This is a genomic window from Bacteroides helcogenes P 36-108 (assembly GCF_000186225.1).
GTDB lineage: Bacteria > Bacteroidota > Bacteroidia > Bacteroidales > Bacteroidaceae > Bacteroides > Bacteroides helcogenes.
Genome location: NC_014933.1, coordinates 3,816,287 through 3,835,629 on the forward strand (window position 1 = coordinate 3,816,287; position 19,343 = coordinate 3,835,629).

Annotated in this window: 17 protein-coding genes; 10 read left to right on the forward strand and 7 right to left on the reverse strand. The window is 45.7% G+C overall.

The features are described 5' to 3' along the window. The first annotated feature begins 46 nt into the window (after window positions 1-46). The 8 genes from tsaB to rseP are packed head-to-tail and all read left to right on the forward strand — an operon-like array spanning window position 47 to window position 6,852. Window positions 47-739 (forward strand): tRNA (adenosine(37)-N6)-threonylcarbamoyltransferase complex dimerization subunit type 1 TsaB, encoded by a 693-nt coding sequence (gene tsaB / locus BACHE_RS15865; protein WP_013548725.1) that lies wholly within the window; start codon window positions 47-49, stop codon window positions 737-739. Between the two features lie 33 nt (window positions 740-772). Continuing rightward, window positions 773-1,393: a DUF4290 domain-containing protein gene (locus BACHE_RS15870; RefSeq protein WP_013548726.1), complete on the forward strand. Its 621-nt coding sequence runs from the start codon at window positions 773-775 to the stop codon at window positions 1,391-1,393. 10 nt (window positions 1,394-1,403) lie between these two features. After that, a complete protein-coding gene (gene murA / locus BACHE_RS15875) occupies window positions 1,404-2,708 on the forward strand; it encodes a UDP-N-acetylglucosamine 1-carboxyvinyltransferase (RefSeq protein ID WP_013548727.1) in 1,305 nt (434 codons plus the stop codon). A 14-nt stretch (window positions 2,709-2,722) separates the two neighbouring features. Next, window positions 2,723-2,893 carry a hypothetical protein gene (locus tag BACHE_RS17655; RefSeq protein WP_013548728.1) on the forward strand — a complete coding sequence of 57 codons (171 nt, stop codon included), beginning with the start codon at window positions 2,723-2,725 and terminating at the stop codon, window positions 2,891-2,893. Further along, window positions 2,890-3,426, forward strand: coding sequence for a ribosome maturation factor RimM (gene rimM / locus BACHE_RS15880; RefSeq protein WP_013548729.1), 537 nt, complete (start codon window positions 2,890-2,892; stop codon window positions 3,424-3,426). The genes BACHE_RS17655 and rimM overlap by 4 nt, the downstream gene beginning before the upstream one ends. Before the next feature lie 10 nt (window positions 3,427-3,436). Further along, a complete protein-coding gene (locus tag BACHE_RS15885; protein ID WP_013548730.1) occupies window positions 3,437-4,306 on the forward strand; it encodes a M23 family metallopeptidase in 870 nt (289 codons plus the stop codon). 3 nt (window positions 4,307-4,309) lie between these two features. Continuing rightward, window positions 4,310-5,473: a 1-deoxy-D-xylulose-5-phosphate reductoisomerase gene (locus tag BACHE_RS15890; RefSeq protein WP_013548731.1), complete on the forward strand. Its 1,164-nt coding sequence runs from the start codon at window positions 4,310-4,312 to the stop codon at window positions 5,471-5,473. Between the two features lie 44 nt (window positions 5,474-5,517). Continuing rightward, window positions 5,518-6,852: an RIP metalloprotease RseP gene (gene rseP / locus BACHE_RS15895; protein WP_013548732.1), complete on the forward strand. Its 1,335-nt coding sequence runs from the start codon at window positions 5,518-5,520 to the stop codon at window positions 6,850-6,852. A gap of 114 nt (window positions 6,853-6,966) precedes the next feature. Here the strand turns inward: rseP and BACHE_RS15900 are convergent, their stop codons facing one another. Continuing rightward, a complete protein-coding gene (locus tag BACHE_RS15900) occupies window positions 6,967-7,866 on the reverse strand; it encodes a diaminopimelate dehydrogenase (protein ID WP_013548733.1) in 900 nt (299 codons plus the stop codon). Between the two features lie 175 nt (window positions 7,867-8,041). Between BACHE_RS15900 and ruvA the strand changes: the two genes are divergently transcribed. Next, window positions 8,042-8,644 (forward strand): Holliday junction branch migration protein RuvA, encoded by a 603-nt coding sequence (ruvA, locus tag BACHE_RS15905; RefSeq protein ID WP_013548734.1) that lies wholly within the window; start codon window positions 8,042-8,044, stop codon window positions 8,642-8,644. A gap of 1 nt (window position 8,645) precedes the next feature. Further along, a complete protein-coding gene (locus BACHE_RS15910; protein WP_013548735.1) occupies window positions 8,646-9,641 on the forward strand; it encodes a DUF3843 family protein in 996 nt (331 codons plus the stop codon). A 184-nt stretch (window positions 9,642-9,825) separates the two neighbouring features. On the opposite strand, the gene BACHE_RS15915 is transcribed toward BACHE_RS15910, so the two are convergent. From BACHE_RS15915 to BACHE_RS15940, 6 genes are read right to left on the reverse strand one after another with little or no spacing between them, the layout of a single operon-like run. Next, complete coding sequence (locus BACHE_RS15915) at window positions 9,826-10,989, reverse strand: M24 family metallopeptidase (RefSeq protein WP_013548736.1); 1,164 nt, start codon at window positions 10,987-10,989, stop codon at window positions 9,826-9,828. A gap of 59 nt (window positions 10,990-11,048) precedes the next feature. Beyond that, window positions 11,049-11,375, reverse strand: a complete 327-nt coding sequence (locus tag BACHE_RS15920; RefSeq protein ID WP_013548737.1) for a DUF2149 domain-containing protein — start codon at window positions 11,373-11,375, stop codon at window positions 11,049-11,051. Beyond that, window positions 11,372-11,974: a MotA/TolQ/ExbB proton channel family protein gene (locus tag BACHE_RS15925; RefSeq protein WP_013548738.1), complete on the reverse strand. Its 603-nt coding sequence runs from the start codon at window positions 11,972-11,974 to the stop codon at window positions 11,372-11,374. Before BACHE_RS15925 ends, BACHE_RS15920 begins: the two co-directional genes overlap by 4 nt. 20 nt (window positions 11,975-11,994) lie before the next feature. Further along, window positions 11,995-12,675 carry a hypothetical protein gene (locus BACHE_RS15930; RefSeq protein WP_013548739.1) on the reverse strand — a complete coding sequence of 227 codons (681 nt, stop codon included), beginning with the start codon at window positions 12,673-12,675 and terminating at the stop codon, window positions 11,995-11,997. A gap of 2 nt (window positions 12,676-12,677) precedes the next feature. Next, window positions 12,678-17,093, reverse strand: a complete 4,416-nt coding sequence (locus tag BACHE_RS15935; RefSeq protein WP_013548740.1) for a cobaltochelatase subunit CobN — start codon at window positions 17,091-17,093, stop codon at window positions 12,678-12,680. A gap of 21 nt (window positions 17,094-17,114) precedes the next feature. After that, window positions 17,115-19,322, reverse strand: coding sequence for a TonB-dependent receptor (locus BACHE_RS15940; RefSeq protein WP_013548741.1), 2,208 nt, complete (start codon window positions 19,320-19,322; stop codon window positions 17,115-17,117). Window positions 19,323-19,343: the final 21 nt, after the last annotated feature.

Below are 19,343 nucleotides of genomic sequence, written 5' to 3' on the forward strand. Positions count from 1 at the left end.
AAAATAATCACGTAAATTTGCCTCAATAAAATCAAGAATAAAAGTTATGTCATGTATCTTGCATATTGAGACATCCACCTCGGCCTGCTCCGTAGCAGTGAGCGAAGACGGACAGAATATATTCAAAAAGGAAGACCTGAACGGGCCTTCACATGCCGTTTCATTGGGAGTATTTGTGGATGAAGCATTATCATTCGCCGACAGCCATGCCATGCCGCTGAATGCAATAGCCGTAAGTTGCGGCCCGGGTTCTTATACAGGTTTACGTATCGGGGTGTCTATGGCAAAAGGCATATGCTACGGGCGCAACCTCCCCCTTATCGGACTGCCTACTTTGAAAGTGCTTTGTGTACCCGTGTTGCTTTACAACGACGAGCTTCCCGAAAACGCCTTACTGTGCCCTATGCTCGACGCCCGCCGCATGGAGGTTTATGCCGCCATCTACGACCGTGCCTTGAAGCCGATACGCGATATTGCGGCCGACATCGTGGACGAGAACTCCTACACGGAGTTTCTTGACAAACATCCTGTCTTTTTCTTCGGCAACGGTGCGGACAAATGCAAGGAGAAAATCACACATCCCAATGCACACTTCATCGACGGCATTCTTCCGCTTGCCGGCATGATGTCTCCTTTGGCCGAAAAGGCCATGGCGGAACAAGACTTCAAGGATGTGGCTTATTTCGAGCCTTTCTATCTGAAAGAGTTTGTGGCAAGCATGCCAAAGAAACTTTTATAATCACTGAACATTCAATGTTAATAATTAAATAACATGCAATATAACACCCAACAAAAACGGATGCCCTTGCCGGAATACGGACGCAGCATCCAGAACATGGTAGATCATGCAATGACAATTGAAGACCGTGCAGAACGCCAGCGTTGCGCCAACACGATTATCAACATCATGGGCAATATGTTCCCTCACCTGCGTGATGTACCCGATTTCAAACATAAGTTATGGGATCATCTTGCCATCATGTCCGATTTCAAACTGGATATCAACTATCCGTATGAAATTATCCGCAAAGACAATCTCCACACAAAACCAGAGAACGTGCCCTATCTCAGCACAAAAATCCGCTATCGCCATTATGGGCGCACGCTGGAAGTGCTTATCGACAAAGCCATTGATTTTCCCGAAGGAGATGAAAAGCAGAATCTCATTGCGCTGATATGCAACCACATGAAAAAAGATTATATCGCCTGGAATAAAGACACCGTTGATGACCGTAAGATAGCGGATGACCTCGCCGAACTTTCCAATGGCAAACTGCAAATGACCGACAATATCGTACGCCTCATGGCAGAACGGATCGACCTGAACTACCGTCCGAAAATGAACAATCAGAATAACCGCAGAGATAACCGGAACAATAAACGAAAATACTAAATATCAGCACATGGCGTCATTTGTAATCGAAGGAGGACACAGCCTTTCCGGTGACATTTACCCCCAAGGGGCGAAGAACGAGGTCTTACAGATTATCTGTGCCACGCTTCTCACTGCCGGTGAGGTAACCGTACATAATGTACCGGACATACTGGATGTCAACAACCTCATCCAATTGATGCGGGATATGGGAGTCAATGTAGCGAAAAAAGGCATGGACACATTTAGTTTTCAGGCTGCAAACGTGGACTTAGCCTATTTGGAAAGCGATGCATTCCTAAAGAAGTGCTCCAGTCTCCGCGGCTCCGTCATGCTGGTGGGCCCAATGGTAGCCCGTTTTGGAAAGGCTCTGATTTCCAAACCAGGCGGAGACAAGATAGGCCGACGACGCCTTGACACTCATTTCATAGGCATTCAGAACTTGGGAGCCACATTTACCTACAATGAAGAACGGGAAATCTATGAAATATCAGCCCAAAAGCTATACGGCACTTATATGCTGCTTGATGAAGCGTCTGTAACAGGAACAGCCAACATCGTAATGGCGGCTGTATTGGCTAAAGGCAAAACAACCATTTACAATGCCGCCTGCGAGCCTTACGTGCAGCAACTCTGCCGGATGCTGAATCGTATGGGCGCAAAAATAGAAGGTATCGCTTCCAACCTGCTCACCATCGAGGGAGTGAACGAACTGCATGGAACAGAGCATACGATTCTTCCGGACATGATTGAAGTAGGAAGTTTCATCGGTATGGCAGCCATGACAAAAAGTGAGTTGACCATCAAGAATGTTTCATACGAAAATCTGGGTATCATTCCCGACAGCTTCCGCCGCCTCGGCATCAAGATGGAACAATGCGGCGATGACATTCACATACCTTCGCAGGATACTTACCAGATAGAGTCATTCATCGATGGTTCTATCATGACAATTGCCGATGCACCTTGGCCGGGGCTTACTCCGGACTTACTGAGCGTATTGCTGGTAGTTGCCACACAGGCAAAAGGCAGTGTGCTGATTCATCAGAAAATGTTTGAAAGCCGCCTGTTCTTTGTGGACAAACTGATAGATATGGGAGCGCAAATCATTCTGTGTGACCCGCACCGTGCCGTAGTTATCGGACATAATCACGGCTTCAAGCTGCGGGGCGGCAACATGACGTCACCGGACATCCGTGCCGGCATCGCCTTGCTGATAGCCGCCATGAGTGCCGACGGCATCAGCCGCATTCACAACATCGAGCAGATAGACCGCGGGTATCAGAACATCGAAGGACGACTGAACGCGCTCGGGGCACGAATAACAAGAATATAAAGGAAAGACGGAATATGAAAAAGAAATGGATGACGATATTACCCATTGTTGCGCTTTTCATCGTAGCGACACTGCCGGGTGAAGATTTCCTCTCTGTCCCGTATATCATTAAAAGTGTTATTGTACTGGGGCTTTTACTGACAGCTATCATCAGCTTATTCAGAGAAAAAACTAAAAAGAAATGATACGCAAAGAGGAAGTATATAAAATAGGTATGTTCAACAAGCCGCATGGCATTCACGGGGAATTGTCCTTTACCTTTACGGATGACATCTTCGACCGTGTAGAGGCTGAATACCTCATTTGCCTGCTGGACGGGATATTCGTACCGTTTTTCATGGAAGAATACCGTTTCCGTTCGGACACCACAGCCCTCGTCAAACTGGAAGGGGTAGATACAGCAGAACGTGCGCGCATGTTCACCAATATAGAGGTGTATTTTCCCGTGAAACATGCAGAAGAAGTAGGGCCAAGTGAGTTGGGCTGGGACTTTTTCACAGGCTTCCGCATGGAAGATATACATCACGGCAAACTTGGAGAAGTGGCGGAAGTAGATACATCTACCATCAATACCCTGTTCGTGGTGAATCATAAAGGAGAGGAATTGCTGATTCCCGCACAAGAAGAATTCATCGTTGACATCGACCAAATGCACAAAGTCATTACGATGAACTTACCGGAAGGACTGCTGGCTTTGGAAGAAACAGAAGAAGTATGAATTTAATAAAATGGCAATAAAAAAGAACAAGAAAAGAAGCAAAGCTTTTTGGAACAACATCAAGTTCAAATACAAGCTGACCATTATCAACGAGAATACACTCGAAGAAGTGGTTGGGCTGCATGTATCCAAACTGAACGGCATTTCCGTACTGCTTTCCATACTTACCATCCTGTTTCTGGCAGCGGCTATAATCATTACCTTTACTCCTCTGCGTAACTACCTGCCGGGATATATGAACAGCGAAATCCGCACCCAAGTGGTAGAGAATGCCTTGCGGGCAGATTCACTTCAACAATTAGTGGAAAGGCAGAATTTTTATATCATGAATATTCAGGATATATTTCAGGGCAAGATAAAAGCCGATACCATTCAATCCATGGACTCACTGACCAATCTCCGCGAGGACTCACTCATGGAACGCACACAACGTGAATCCGAGTTCCGGAAACAATATGAAGATGCGGAAAAATATAACCTGACAACCATCACAGCCCGTCCCGAAGTGGATGGCTTGATATTCTACCGTCCTACCAGGGGAATGATATCATCTCCATTCAATGCCGAGAAGAAACATTTCGGTACTGACATTGCATCCAATCCGGGTGAAAGTGTATTGGCAACTTTGGACGGAACAGTCATATTGAGTACCTTTACCGCCGAAACCGGATACCTCATAGAAATACAGCATAATCAGGACTTCGTATCCGTCTATAAACATTGCGGCTCTCTACTGAAGCGGGAAGGAGATATAGTGACGGGAGGCGAAGCCATCGCATTAGTAGGAAACACCGGACAACTGACTACCGGGCCACACCTTCATTTTGAGTTGTGGCATAAAGGAAGAGCAGTGAATCCGGAACTTTATATAGTATTTTAAATTATGAAAAAACAAATAGCCATACTTGGCTCTACCGGATCCATCGGTACACAGGCATTGCAGGTCATAGAAGAACATACTGACCAATACGAAGCCTATGTACTGACGGCCAACAACCGTGTAGATGACCTCATCTACCAGGCACGGAAGTTCAAACCCGAGGCAGTGGTAATAGCCAACGAAGCGAAATACACACAACTGAAAGAAGCGCTTGCAGACTTACCCATCAAGGTATATGCCGGTGAGGAAGCCCTCTGTCAGATTGTAACCGAAACTCCCATAGACATGGTATTGACCGCCATGGTAGGCTATGCCGGACTGAAACCGACGATGAATGCCATACGCGCCCGTAAACCCATAGCACTTGCCAACAAGGAAACATTAGTGGTTGCCGGTGAACTTGTCAATGACCTGGCACGATTCAACCGCACTCCCATTTTACCTGTCGATTCCGAACATTCCGCTGTTTTCCAGTGTTTGGCCGGAGAAACGGGTAATCCGGTAGAAAAGATAATACTGACTGCATCCGGCGGCCCGTTCCGTACCTGTACAATGAAACAACTGGCAACCGTAACCAAAGCACAGGCCCTGAAACACCCTAATTGGGATATGGGAGCAAAAATCACCATAGATTCCGCCTCTATGATGAACAAAGGTTTTGAGGTAATTGAAGCGAAATGGCTGTTCGGCGTACGTTCTGACCAGATAGAAGTAGTGGTACATCCGCAGTCAGTCATCCATTCCATGGTACAGTTTGAGGATGGCGCCATAAAAGCACAGTTGGGAATGCCGGACATGCGTCTGCCCATTCAGTATGCTTTTTCCTATCCCGAACGTCTGAAAGCCTCATTTCCGCGTCTGGATTTCAAGCTATGTACGAATCTGACGTTCGAACAACCCGACACTACCCGTTTCCGCAATCTGGCATTGGCTTATGAAGCACTGCATCGTGCTGGAAATATGCCCTGTATCGTCAATGCAGCAAATGAAGTGGTAGTTGCAGCCTTCTTGCGCGATGAGATTTCATTCCTCGGTATGAGCGAAGTGATAGAGAAAACCATGTCCCGTGTATCCTTTGTACAAAAGCCCACTTATGAGGACTATGTAGCAACGGATGAGGAAGCGCGCAAAATCGCGATGGAAATGGTAGCAACAAATAACAGGTGATAATTAAACAGTAAATTGTAAATCATAAAATAGTAAATAATTTAATGGAAACATTCTTGATTCGTGCCCTTCAACTCATCATGAGCCTTTCGTTGCTCGTCATCATTCATGAGGGAGGACACTTCCTTTTCGCCCGACTCTTCAAAACCCGTGTTGAGAAATTCTGTCTGTTCTTCGACCCGTGGTTCACCCTCTTTAAATTCAAGCCCAAGCACAGTGATACGGAATATGGCATTGGCTGGCTGCCTTTGGGAGGCTATGTAAAAATAGCCGGTATGATAGACGAGTCCATGGACACTGAGCAGATGAAACAACCCATGCAACCTTGGGAATTCCGTGCAAAACCGGCATGGCAACGCCTATTGATTATGGTAGGCGGTGTATTATTCAATTTCCTGCTGGCATTGTTCATCTATTCCATGATACTTTTCACTTGGGGCGATGAATATGTACCCGTACAAAAAGCTCCGTTGGGTATGGACTTCAACAAAACGGCCAAAAATATCGGTTTTCGTGACGGTGATGTATTGGTATCTGCCGATGGCACACCTTTTGAGCGCTATGACGGTGACCTTCTGACCAATGTGGTAGATGCCCGTCAGGTAACTGTGCTACGTGGCGGACAAGAAGCTTCCGTTTACATACCCGAAGATATGATGGAAAAGCTATTGGCAGACAGCGTGCGTTTCGCCTCTTTCCGTTTTCCATTTGTAATCGACAGCATTTCTGCCGGACGCCCTGCTGCTTTAGCCGGCCTGCAAGCGGGCGACAGCATTACCGCACTTGACGGAAAGGTCATTTCTTATTTTGACTTCAAAGAAGAAATGATGAACCGCCGGAAAACAGGCAGCGCCTCCCATGACATCACGCTGGCCTACGTACGCAACGGAGTGGCTGACACACTGACCCTGACAACAGACTCCCTATATGAAATAGGCATTGCAGCGCGTACGGCAACCGACAAGCTATTGCCTGTCATACGAAAGAATTACAGTTTCCTGTCTTCCTTCCCCGCAGGCGTGGCCTTGGGAGTGAAGACACTGAAAGGCTACATCGGACAAATGAAATACCTTTTCTCAAAAGAAGGAGCGAAGCAGCTCGGCGGTTTCGGTACTATCGGCAGTATTTTTCCCGCAACATGGGACTGGCATCAGTTCTGGTATATGACGGCATTTCTCTCCATTATCCTTGCCTTTATGAACATACTACCCATTCCGGCACTGGACGGAGGGCATGTATTATTCCTTATCTATGAGATAGTGGCACGCCGCAAGCCCAGTGACAAGTTTATGGAACGCGCACAGATGGTAGGCATGTTCCTGCTATTCGGATTGTTGCTGTGGGCCAACTTCAATGATATACTGAGGTTCCTTTTCTAAACAAAGAAACACATATATAAAACAGACCATCTGCTTCCAACGAAACAGATGGTCTGCTTTATATAAACACATGACCTGTTTGCCTCCAACAGACCATGCGTTTTAATGATGTCATTATACGAGATGCCCGATCCACTCCTCGCGATCTCCCGGCAACAAATCGATAACCGGAATTTCAACCATCGTATAGCAGCCCGGCTGCTGACGCATGGAGGCGCGAGCCACACACACCAATACCTGAGCCGTAAGGGCCGGATTGTTGATATGCATATTGAATTCAAAGAGCTGGTTTTGTGTTTTGCCCGATACCCCTTTACGAGTCAGATTTACGCCATGCCCCATATCAAGCAATGCATCTACGCTCGGCACAAGTTTCACATGAGTTTCATCATTCACAAAATAAGGATCGGCTTTGATAGCTGTCGCTACCTTATCGAACTCATAGCCTTCTTTCAACTCAATATAAACCATGCGGCGATGAATGCCCGTTCCCGTAGGAATAGTCATAGACAAGGCGGCCTTCACACCTTCAACAGCTTTCACGGCCACTGTATGCCCCATGCTCATACCCGGACCGAAATTCGTGTAAGTGATGCCTTTCGGAGCAATAGCTTCAAGCAAAGTACGAACAACAGAGTCGCTTCCCGGATCCCAACCGGCAGAGATAACAGAAACAGTATTATGAGCTTTAGCCTCAGCATCCAAAGTGCGGCGCAGATCCGTGATACCCGTGTGAATATCAAAGCTATCTACAGTATGGATACCCAAAGCCAAAATCTCCTTGGCATACCCTTCCACCTTACGTGTAGGTGTACACAGAATGGCGACATCTACATCTTTCAGGTCACGGATATTCTTTACAACGGGATATTTCCCCAATTCTTCGGGACAATTATCAGCACCTGTACGACGTACCACACCTGCAATTTCAAAGTCCGGAGCTGCTTGCAGGGCTTCGAGCACATAGTGCCCGATATTGCCATATCCAACGATGGCTGCTTTTACTTTTTTCATTCTTTTATAGGTTTTATTAATCAGTTTTCTACCTTATCGGCACAAAAATAAGCATTTCTCCATGTTTTTGATAATATATACACAGTTTTTCACAGATTATCTACATTTTTGTTTTTTATCGCTTCAATATGCTTTCTTTTCACTGTATTTCGCACATAAACATTATATTTGCACCATGATAGAATATATTAAAGGCGAAATTGCCGAATTAAGTCCGGCAACCGCAGTTATTGACTGTAACGGATTGGGATATGCCGTTAATATCTCATTGAATACATACGCCGCCGTTCAAGGCAAGAAAGAATGCAAACTGTACATTTACGAGGCTATCCGCGAGGATGCCTATATTCTCTATGGTTTTGCGGATAAGCAAGAACGCGAATTGTTTCTGCTACTCATTTCCGTATCGGGTATTGGCGGAAACACAGCACGCATGATTCTTTCGGCTCTCTCACCATCCGAGCTAATAAATGTCATCAGTACTGAGAATGCCAACCTGTTGAAAAGCGTAAAAGGTATCGGATTAAAGACAGCGCAGCGTGTCATCGTCGATTTAAAGGATAAGATAAAAACGGACAGTGTGGCAACCGGATCTGCCGGAGACATGACCTCTCTACTGATGGCCGCCAACACACAGGTACAGGAAGAGGCTGTAGCCGCACTCACTATGCTGGGCTTTGCACAGGCTCCTTCGCAGAAAGTGGTACTTGCCATCCTGAAAGAAAATCCAAATGCACCGGTAGAACAAGTAATCAAACTGGCATTAAAAAGGCTGTAATATGGCTGCAATTACTATCAAAGAATGGCTGGGCGCCAATAAACGTACTCATGTATTGCCTACCGACAAATGGTATCTTGACTTTGCCATAAAGTTACTTCCTTTTTGTCAAAAATCATCTTTATTCAAAAACGAGAACTACCGCACTCAGACCGAAGCCGCCATCTCAATCAGTCAGTATTTTCAGGATACCATCTCCCAAAGCGGAGGCTGGAAAGTCTTTTCTGATTTATTCGTCAAACGCTACGGAACATACTTGCCATTCTATATACCAGTTGACGAATACATACCCGATGAAATCAATAAAGAGGACATCTCTTTCATATTATGGACACTAAAATCACACGCTCCCCTTTGGGAAGAAGCTGAATATACCTTCTTCAACCCTTATGATGAAGCCCTCTTGGCATTAAGCCAAACCGCCTATGATATGATGGACAAGTACTTTGAAGAAGCACCTATCAGTGATGAGCCTTCTTCCGACTTTTGGGTCATGGGAGTTGATTTACTGGAAATGCCTGTCACTCCACTACCGGAAATCAGTACAGAAACCAAACTGACGCAAGATGTCAAACATTGTCTGGAATATAGTAAAGGAAAGCCTTTACTATACTTTGCCGATTACCGGGAGCTCCGAACTTTCTTTATTGAAGCACTGAAATGGGAAAACCACCCATCCTCTCTCTTGCCGGATTTAGAACACAAGAAAGAATTCGTGATTTATGCCAACGCCAAAGGAATGCTCATTGCACAAGATGTAGCTGCTTACTTCTGTGAAAGACACAACCCGGTATATGATGCCCGGCGAGCCGCCACCGAGGGATATGAAATGTTCTGCCGTCCCGGAAAATGTCCTTTTGATCTGTTGAAATATGGAATGACCAAAGAAATTCTACCCGATATGCAACTGCCTTTCTCCAAAGGGAAAGAATTATTACATAAATATTGGGATTTCATAGCCCGTTATTATCTATGTGAATATTATGAAGGAAAGTAAAAAGACAAATACCTGCCCCAAACAAAAAGGGAAAAACAAGCCAACTGGAAAACGGATTGGAAAGTCAAAGCCTTCAAAGGCTAATAACCAACTGAACAGAAGGGTAAAATAGCAACATTCAACGATTAGTAATTGATGCAATGACATCACATCATGGCATTAACTGCTAATCGTTGAACACAACCTAAAGCTCCACAATCTCTTCCTTGCAAAGTGTCAGCTTCTCCAAGCCTTCTGTCGTTACAACCCAAGAATTCTCAATACCCACAGGCCCCACTCCAGGTAATACAATTTTCGGTTCCAAGGCAAAAACCATGCCCGGAGTAAGTTCCTGTTTCATACGCGGAGCCAACACCGGCATTTCATTTATTTCCAAACCGATACCATGACCGATGAATTTGGCCTTCTGCCCCATACCCATAAAATAATCGGCAAAACCAGCTTTAGTCACCATATCGATAGCTGTATTATAAAGATCCTCACAAACAGTTCCCGGCTTAGCCTGCCGAACGACGGCCTCCTGAACCTCCAGACAAGTCTGATGGGCGGCATAAGCTTTTTCAGGCAATTTACCGATAGAGAATACACGACTCATATCTCCCATATAACCGTAAAAATTGCCTCCCATGTCCACCATAACACTTTGTCCGGCCTGTATCAAAGTACCATTCACCCCTCCGGGTAAAGATGGATCAAGCCCTTCACCTCCCAATGCAAAATCGTAAGGAGAGGGAACAGCAGCATTTTCTCCCGCCAAAAGACTCCCCATAAAGATTTCCATACTCTGTCCGAAAACACGAAAGATGCCCAAACAACCTTCAAGACGCATCAGGCGTTCTATTTCAATAGACAACTGCCGGTCTGTCATCCCGGGCTTATAAACAGAAGGAATCTGTTCATAAGCCTTGGTATGGGCAGCTCCTGAACGGCGAAACATTTCAATCTCAATATTTGTCTTAATACTCCTTGCCTGACGTATCAAAGATGTGCCACAGGGCACAACCTCCGTTCCGGGGAAACAAGCAGCCAAACGATTATACTCCGTAAAGGACAGTTCATCGCCTTCCAACATTAGTTTGACCGGTATCGGCAGACCGCACTCTTTTATCAGTTCAGGAAGCCGTTCTGGTTTTCGGATGGAATGGACATGCTCCCCTGTAACATTGTTGGGGCGCTTTATGAACAGACGGGCAGGTGCATTCAACGGCAGATACAGGTAACCGCTGACAACACGTCCGTACGTATAGATTAAATTTACATTACAAGTGATAAGAGCTGCATCAATTCCTTGTTGAGCCATAAGTACGCGTATTTTATCGCGCCTCACTTTCAGTTCCGGTAGTAACATTTCTTTGCTATTTATTGTTTAAGACAGTGCAAAAGTAACGATTTTATATATGCAGCGTATTATTCGGGGACATAAATGATTTCCCCGTTATCCAGTTCATAGGCAATACCTACTTTTTTCCCCTTCGTTCCTCTTTTTGCATCCTGATTCTCGGACGGAGTATAGCGATTTATCTTCTGCCCCTCCTTGGTAATAATTTCCATATTCTCCTTACCGGGATTTTTCACCATGGTAAAATCTTCCTTACTGAACATTTCCGTCATGTTATAGCGGCTCACCAAAGCTACCATCAGAGCCACGGCAAATACCATCGCAACATCAAAAAGGTTGCTTACCACACTCATCGGATCACTGTCTTCTTCTTTTCTCAGCAGACGTCTCTTCATTTCACTTTATGATTTTCATTTAATAATTCAGCCAAAAATTCCAGTTGAGTCATATCTTGTAAATACCAGCGCTGCTTCACCTGCTGGGTAATGAAACCAATGGCACTGGCAAACAAGCCTACCACTGTCGTTGCAAATGCGACCTGCATATTGTACGCCATTGAAGCAATATCTCCGGTAGAAAGTCCTACCAAAGCCGGCCCCATTGGAATCAGTGTTCCCATCAGACCGAGCATAGGCCCCATCTTTGTCAATGTCTTGGAAATAGCAAGATCTTTGTCCGCTGCAATCTCAAATTCAGCCAACAGACGTTGTACATGGGCGGGACTATCTTTCTGCTCCAATATACGACGGATATATAAAATCACCAAAGAAGAACTTTTTCCAGGAAGACGCTCCGCCAACTGCGGCAAGGTATCGGCCGTCAACGAATTCATTTCCAAACGAAGCAGTGCCTCTGTCTTACGAATAGAAAGATACTGTCCGAAAAAGTTGCCGATAAGCAGTATGGAACGCCCAAACAGAATGATCAGCAATACAATGACAGGGACCAACAATCCCGTAGATATCCAATAAAGAATGTCTGAAATATAATTCATGATGTTACAAATTAGTTAGTTTACTTTTTTAATTTCATGCTTCTCACAACCATGCCCATCAATGCACCTACTGCTATCAAGGCCAACAAACCTACAAGGGCATCCCAATTCACTTCACTGATGCCCGATACGGCCGTACGACCGTTAACTGTGGCTATAACTCCCAGAATGGCCACCAAAGCGTTGGCAAGGAAAAGCAGTTCCAGCCGAAGTTCTTTCTCAGGCAGCAACCAACGCAGCAAAAAACTTCCGACAGGTATCAACACAAAAACACAGCCCGCCATGCACCAAGCTATCAATGAAAAAGACACTCCGGGAAAAGTGAATATCAATGCTACCAGGCCTGAAAACAAAACAGGGAATATCAGTATGCCGGGAAACCAGCGCAACATACGGTAGGCCCATAAGACACGCTTCTTTATCACCCCTGCAGTCTGCACATGTGCCGCAAGCATGCAAAACGCCATTTGGACAACCACCTCTACACTAAGCACCACAGAGGTATCAAGCATCAGTGAAGGATTTGACAGCCAATCGGCAATCTGTGTTTTGGATTGCTCGATGGCATAAGGCCACATCAGTCCCACAAACAATGCGCTGACAAAGGCTATCGCAATCACAGACCACAACTTACGATAAGTCTGCTTCAACATGAAGTTGAAGCAAACCAGTATCATAAGCACCAAAACGACAGTTTCCATATTTATTCTTTCATTTTATTACGGCGGTAGCGGACCAGCAATACCAAAGCAAAGACAGCAACGAACACAACAATACCTACAATTGCATTGTTCAACACATTCGTATGTTCTTCTGCAGACGCCGATGTCATTTCCTCCTTCTTCATCACCGTTCCTTTTTTATCATTGGTAACGACAGACTCACGTATATTGTCAATACTTTCCTTATACTGTGCGGCAGCCTGAGAATTGACCTTTGAAGCTATGAATTGACGAAGTTTGGCATTGTCGCACACAAAACCGGAACAAGAAGGTCTGTATTTGTTTACCAAATCCGTGTGCAGCTTTGCAATATCCGCCACCTGCTGCCCGCTTGCTTTCCACATCCCCTTGCGAACTGTTTCCAGCATCACGGCAGTCATCTCTTCCAAAGCAGCCGGATTCTGTTTCTCAAAATAATCCTGCAAACCTAAGTCAAACTTATCCTTCACATATACATTATATATTTCATCCCATAGTTCCTTGTCAACAGCCTTTGGTTTCATCACGTTCCAGCCATAAGTATTCTGTACAATTTCGGCAAAGGTATTTGCAGAACTCGCTTCTCCTTTCATCTTCTCCTTTATATAGGCAGGATTGAAAATCGTAGTCCGGCTCTCCACTCCTATCGCCTCCTTCACCTCTTGCATGCGGAAATTGTTGCGGTTACGATAATCGCTCAAATAGGCATCCGGGTCTTTTCCTGTCACATTACGGACTGCAAGATTCATTCCACCCATAAACTCATATACATGATCAAGGCTCAAAGCTCCCCATGTATTACTCTGCCGGGGTTGTATAACCGCATCCGTACGGGTCAATGCTGCCTCAAAAGCATATTGGCGAAATACTTCCCAATTCTTTTCACTGCCGTAATAAGCGCCCATATTATTCAGATATGTATCGGCTAATTCCTTTTCATTATCCCAGCGGTCACCACTCATCACCATGCCTTGGATGCCAGTACCATAACCACCGTTTGCTCCACCAAACACACGATAGGTAGAAATTTCACGTGCATCTTTAGGTGTCAATCCCTTTTCTATCAATACGCGCTCAGCCTCTACAACACCTGCTGCAACCTGATTATCAAAACGGTCATCCTTAGCATTGGCAGCCATTTCGACCGCACGGTTTATAAGAAACAGGCGGGAGGCCGCTAAATCTCGTAACTGGCCGCTGGTCTGCACAACCACATCAATCCGCGGACGTCCCAATTCTTCAGAAGGAATAAGTTTCAAATCCGTCACACGGCCAAAAGCATCACGTATCGGTTCCACACCCAACATATAAAGAATTTGTGCTATCGTAGCACCTTCCGTCTCAATAAACTCACCACTCCAAAGCGTATAACTCACCTTGCGGGGAATACTGTCATTATGGCGACTCTTATACATATCTATGGTATTGTTCGCCAGCCGTATTCCCTTTTCCCAAGCCGCCTCGCTGGGAGTAGCCTCAGCATTGATACCATAAAGATTGCGGCCAGTGGGCAACGTATTCGGATTCACAATCGGATCCCCCCCGGGAGAGGGCTTGGTATATCCTCCATTCAGAGCATTTATCATAGAAGCCAATTCATTTTCAGGACTTCCCAGAAGTGCTTTTTTATAGTTTCCTACATTCTTTATAGTGCGTTCCACTTCCATCACAGCCAACGCAAAATCCATTTCTTCTTTGGTATATTCCTTCTTCGGGAACATTCCTTTCATCATCATACCCATTCCTTCTTTTTTCATGGAATCCGACGTCTGATGTTTTGCTTCTCCGCGATGCTCTTTTATCATAGAAGCTTCCATCTTTTTCAAAGCTTCGGGGCTTGCCCCCATCTCTTTAGCAAGAGCCATTGCTTTTTTAGGATCCATGCCTTTCGCCATTTCCCTCATTTTTTTCTTCATCATACCCGATATTCCACCTGTAACGGCGTTTTTTCCGGGTATATCGGCATGCTTCTTTCCTTCTGCGGGAGCTTCATTTCCCATAGCCATCATCATCGTCATCATATCCTGCGGTGTATTACGCGATTTCTCAATTTCACGCGCTTTGTCAAGTTCGGCAGAAGTGATACCTGCAGTATGGCAAATCAATTCGTCAGTACCCAAAGCAGCATTACCCAGCAAGCGGGTCACCAAGTCACGCGCAGGATTCAGATAGCGCTGCGTAAACAGGGCGCGATGCTTCAGTATATTTTCATCAGCATGCTTGCGCAACTTGTCCAAAGCCAGCAAACTGTAAGCTATCGGCTCAGTAGCCATGGCATACACACTGCTCGTTATGCGTATATCTTCATAAGGTATTCCCATCGTATAAAGCTGTCCTGTAATCTTCTCTGTAGCCAGTTCTTCGGCAAAGTTTTCTATACGGAGTATCTCGTCTTCAGTATAAGGTTTGCTCAGAATACTGTCCAAGTCCAATTCACGCTGAATACCCAACCTGACGGTTACCGCCTTCACTGCCAATGAGGCCTTGCGAAGCCCTGCTTCATTCGACTTGCCTGCTTTCAGTCCTTCCCTCTGCTGCTCTCCGGAAGAAACGAGATTATTATAAATCTTGATTTTCTCCATCAGATCACGATAAATGCCCCGCACGCTACTTTCTAAGAAAGGCGGTGTGAGATAAGATTGCAAACCGGCGTATGAACGACGTTTAGCAATCATGCCTTCACCGACATTGCCAATAGAATAGATGTAAAAATGCGGTAAAGCTCCCACCAAGCGGTCCGGCCAGTCGCTATTGCTCAAAGCTACCTGTTTCCGAGGAGTAAACTCCAGGCTTCCATGTGTTCCGAAATGAATCAATGCGTCAGCCTTGAAGCCGAACTGCGTCCAAAGATAAGAAGCAATATAAGTATGAGGCGGAGCCGCATCCGTACCATGCACTATTTTAAAAGCATTGTCACCTTTTCCAGCAGCGTTCTGAGGCAGCAGCGCCACATTGCCGAACTGCAAGCGAGCCACCCCCAAACGTCCGTCGGCAGAAACCATGTACTCACCGGGAAATTCCCCGTTAGCCGCCACTACTTCGGCATATTTATCGAGACGGAGAACTTTCTTCACCCAACCTTCATATTGGGCTTTGGTAATCAACTCCGGATGTCCGGTCTTCATGAAATCGTCAAAAGCGCCCTCGGCATAAGCGTTGAACACAGCCCCCTGAGACTGTATCATCCGTTCCAACTCCTTGGAAGAAGCAGGCAATCCTTCCACCTTGTACCCCTCTTTCTTCATACGGGCCAGCAGGTTATAAAGCGACGGAGCAACTTCCATACCCGCGGCAGTCATAGCATTTTGTCCGGGACCTTTATAATAGTAGATAGCCACACGCTTCTCGGAATTGGGCTTCCGCTGCAAATTGATATAGTTGTTTACCGTCTGTACAAACATCTCCAAACGTTCGGGAATAGCAAGAACGTGTTGCAGCCCTTCCTCATCTTTATAATGTCCGAAAAGGGAAAAAGGACGGATAGCGCCGTCTATTTCGGGAGTGACGATACTCTGCGACAGAAAACCGCCACTCATTCCCATCTTGTCATTCTCCCATTCATCCACCAGACGGTTTACGTTGAGAGGGGCAAAAAGAGGTATATTTTGTATATTAAGATAATCCACCATATAATCTCCCATACGTCCATGAGCCATATTGATGACCGCCGACGGACGGATGGAATCGATTTGATGTCTGTCGATGAGTGCCTTCATGCTCCGTACCGGATAAACGACATTACCGGTTTCCTCCAACTTTCTGATGAGTTCCGTCGGTTCTCCCATCATGCCGGTAACAATGATGCGGGGAGCTCCCTCTCCTTTCCACAAACCATTCTTTTGCAAAAATGCGTCATAATCGGCTATGGTGTTGAATCCGAGTTCCTCGTCTTCCGGTTTCTTGGGATCTATGTGATAAATAAGGTCATTGGCACGCAGTACGGCAACTTCAGGCTCACGTACCGAAAACAGTTTACCGTCAATGTACCTGCGCACATAGTTCAGCATGCTGCGATAATTGCGACGGCCACCGTTACCCAAATAAGCACGCAAAGTATCCGCTTGTATAGAGTCCAGTGAAACAATCTTATTGTCGGGATTCGTCGCAGCGGTAGTCAGAACAGGGAGTCCCTTGTCGGCGGCTTTTCGAATCAGAGCACGCTGTTCTTCAGTAATCCTCATACCCATGGCATTGATAAACACCATGTCATAGTCATTGAGTCTGTCCAAGTCGTTAGTGCTCAGTTCGGCTATCTTGATGAACGAATTGTCGTTGGCCTTGGATATCTCACCGAGACTGATGACCTGATAGTTAACAAACGCCACCCTGGTAGGGCCGAACCATGCGCACCACACTCCCCAAAGCACCGACAGGAGCACTATTACTACTCCCCCTATGATGATTTTCTTCTTTTTCATCTTTACTATAATCCTTATAATTTATAATCCAAACATATCTGCAATATTGATATTTACCGTTCCGATCACGCTGATTCCTTTTTGCGGAACCTGCAGGGTACTGTCAGCGGCCTTATCCTTATAATTGAGCAAGTTGTCCATTCCTACATTCAAAGAAATCCCCCTCGGAAAAGTTACCCCGGCATTCAGCGAACACAATGTACGCGCATCATAGGTGCGCTTTTTGTACGAAACGCTTCCGTCATCGTTCTTCGAACGGCTGTATGTGTCGAAGCCAGCCCCCCACTGCCCATTTAGTGAGCAGTTAAAGCCTACCTTTCCGAACTTATGCGAATACATGGCATTGAAAGTGGCCGAATGGGGACGTACCAGTGAAGCATTCCTCCCGTCCACTTCCGCATAATCTTTTGTATAAGCATAAGAGCAGGTCACAATCAGCCCGGAGCCGAAACGGTAGCGCAAAATGCCTTCCACAGAAGAAGTTTTAGCATTTTCGGCATTAACATACTGCATGTCACCGTAAGCTTCGTCAGTTATGGCCATATAGTCTATCTTATTCTTGAAGCGGTTGTGTGAGAAAGCAACCGCCATATTCAGCCCACCTTTGTTGAATTCGGCAGACAGAGAATATTGATTGCTGGTTTCAGGCTTCAAATTCGGATTACCGTAAATCATGAACATGCCCAATCCGCCCATGTCGTATGACATATAAAGCTCCTTTAAAGACGGAGAACGGAAACCTTGTGCATAGCCGGCACGAAAAACGACATGCTTGCGAAAACGCCACATGACAGAAATCTTGGGAGTGACATGCCAGTGATATTTCTCATGATAATCAGCACGTACACCGGCCACAATGTTCAGTTGATCTGTAATGTTCCAGTCTTCTTGCGCATAAAATGCATACGCCTGATTGCTGACATGTGAACTGTCCTTCAGCATGTAGTGCTTCAGGTACTCAATGTCACCCTCAAATCCCGCGCTTACAGTATGCCTTCCGAATTTTCCCGTATAGTCCACACGCGGTGTCTGCTTGATGTTCCGGTAATTGGTATAGGTGGAGTCTATACGGAAATAATGATTGTCCTTCTTGTAATTGTCATAGATATAGCCGAATACAAGTTGCTGGTTTTCGGCCGGCAGATATTTCACCTTTCCACTCAGAGAATGGTCCACATAGTATTCCTGATAGAGCCTCCCCGGACGGATGTCACGCTGGTTACGATAATAAGTACCCTTGATATCGGCACTCAGCTTTTCATTACAGGTATATCCCAGCTTCTGCGTGAAGTCCCAGATATTGTATCCCCAAAGGGTAGAAGAAGTTCCACTCTCCCCATCGTCAATGGTATAGGTATCCTTGGTACGGTAAGTCAAACTTGAAAAGGAAGTCAGGCGATCCTTCTTCAACCCTATCGAACCATTGTACTTCTGTCCGTTAGAACCGGCATACCGCGCATTCAAGTTTGCCGCGAAAGGGCGATTGGCAGTTCTGGTGATAATATTGACAACTCCTCCAAGGGCATTGGAGCCATAAATGGTGGACTGCGCCCCCTTGACAACTTCAATACGCTCTATGTCATCCACATTGAAGCGGCTGAAGTCCACATTATGGTCAGAACCTTCACCACTTACACGTTCTCCGTCTATGAGGAACAGCATATACTCTCCACCCATGCCCTGATAGGTTATTTCAGGCTGCTGGCTCATCGAATTGTATCCTATCTGCAAGCCCGGAAGCTCGTATTGCAGCAGTGTCTCCACATTCATGGGATTGAGGGCCTGTATGTCGTTCCGCGAAATAATGCGAGTCAGCACAGGTACATCCATCAGTGGCTTTTCTATAAACGAGCCGGTCACCACCACTTCATTCAACTGATTATCGGAAGGCTGTAACTTTATCCGCAAAATCACCGGATTCTGTGACGCGACAGCTTCTATGTTTTGCGGTTCATATCCCATAAAAGACACTTGCAAAACATATCTCTTTGCATCATTCAGACGTATGACAAACTCTCCGCTGGAATTAGTGCCTGCACCGAACGTAGTACCAGCCACATGAATGGCTGCCCCCGCCAACGGTTCGTTATTTTCATCCACCACCACTCCCCTAAGGGCATAGAGATAGCGTTTGCTGTTATTATCGTTATCATTTATGCCATTCGCAAAAGAGGCAGTAGCAACACAGAGCATCCATAGGAGGCATAAAAGCTTAATTGATTTCTTCATTCTTAAATTTATTTTCCTGTA

Coding starts and splice junctions, on each gene's coding strand:
- ruvA (WP_013548734.1), top strand. CDS start 8,042: ATGATAGAATATATTAAAGGCGAAATTGCCGAATTAAGTCCGGCAACC.
- BACHE_RS15910 (WP_013548735.1), top strand. CDS start 8,646: ATGGCTGCAATTACTATCAAAGAATGGCTGGGCGCCAATAAACGTACT.
- murA (WP_013548727.1), top strand. CDS start 1,404: ATGGCGTCATTTGTAATCGAAGGAGGACACAGCCTTTCCGGTGACATT.
- BACHE_RS15870 (WP_013548726.1), top strand. CDS start 773: ATGCAATATAACACCCAACAAAAACGGATGCCCTTGCCGGAATACGGA.
- BACHE_RS15930 (WP_013548739.1), bottom strand. CDS start 12,675: ATGGAAACTGTCGTTTTGGTGCTTATGATACTGGTTTGCTTCAACTTC.
- BACHE_RS15890 (WP_013548731.1), top strand. CDS start 4,310: ATGAAAAAACAAATAGCCATACTTGGCTCTACCGGATCCATCGGTACA.
- BACHE_RS15920 (WP_013548737.1), bottom strand. CDS start 11,375: ATGAAGAGACGTCTGCTGAGAAAAGAAGAAGACAGTGATCCGATGAGT.
- BACHE_RS15940 (WP_013548741.1), bottom strand. CDS start 19,322: ATGAAGAAATCAATTAAGCTTTTATGCCTCCTATGGATGCTCTGTGTT.
- BACHE_RS15935 (WP_013548740.1), bottom strand. CDS start 17,093: ATGAAAAAGAAGAAAATCATCATAGGGGGAGTAGTAATAGTGCTCCTG.
- BACHE_RS15885 (WP_013548730.1), top strand. CDS start 3,437: ATGGCAATAAAAAAGAACAAGAAAAGAAGCAAAGCTTTTTGGAACAAC.
- rimM (WP_013548729.1), top strand. CDS start 2,890: ATGATACGCAAAGAGGAAGTATATAAAATAGGTATGTTCAACAAGCCG.
- rseP (WP_013548732.1), top strand. CDS start 5,518: ATGGAAACATTCTTGATTCGTGCCCTTCAACTCATCATGAGCCTTTCG.
- BACHE_RS15925 (WP_013548738.1), bottom strand. CDS start 11,974: ATGAATTATATTTCAGACATTCTTTATTGGATATCTACGGGATTGTTG.
- tsaB (WP_013548725.1), top strand. CDS start 47: ATGTCATGTATCTTGCATATTGAGACATCCACCTCGGCCTGCTCCGTA.
- BACHE_RS15915 (WP_013548736.1), bottom strand. CDS start 10,989: ATGTTACTACCGGAACTGAAAGTGAGGCGCGATAAAATACGCGTACTT.
- BACHE_RS15900 (WP_013548733.1), bottom strand. CDS start 7,866: ATGAAAAAAGTAAAAGCAGCCATCGTTGGATATGGCAATATCGGGCAC.
- BACHE_RS17655 (WP_013548728.1), top strand. CDS start 2,723: ATGAAAAAGAAATGGATGACGATATTACCCATTGTTGCGCTTTTCATC.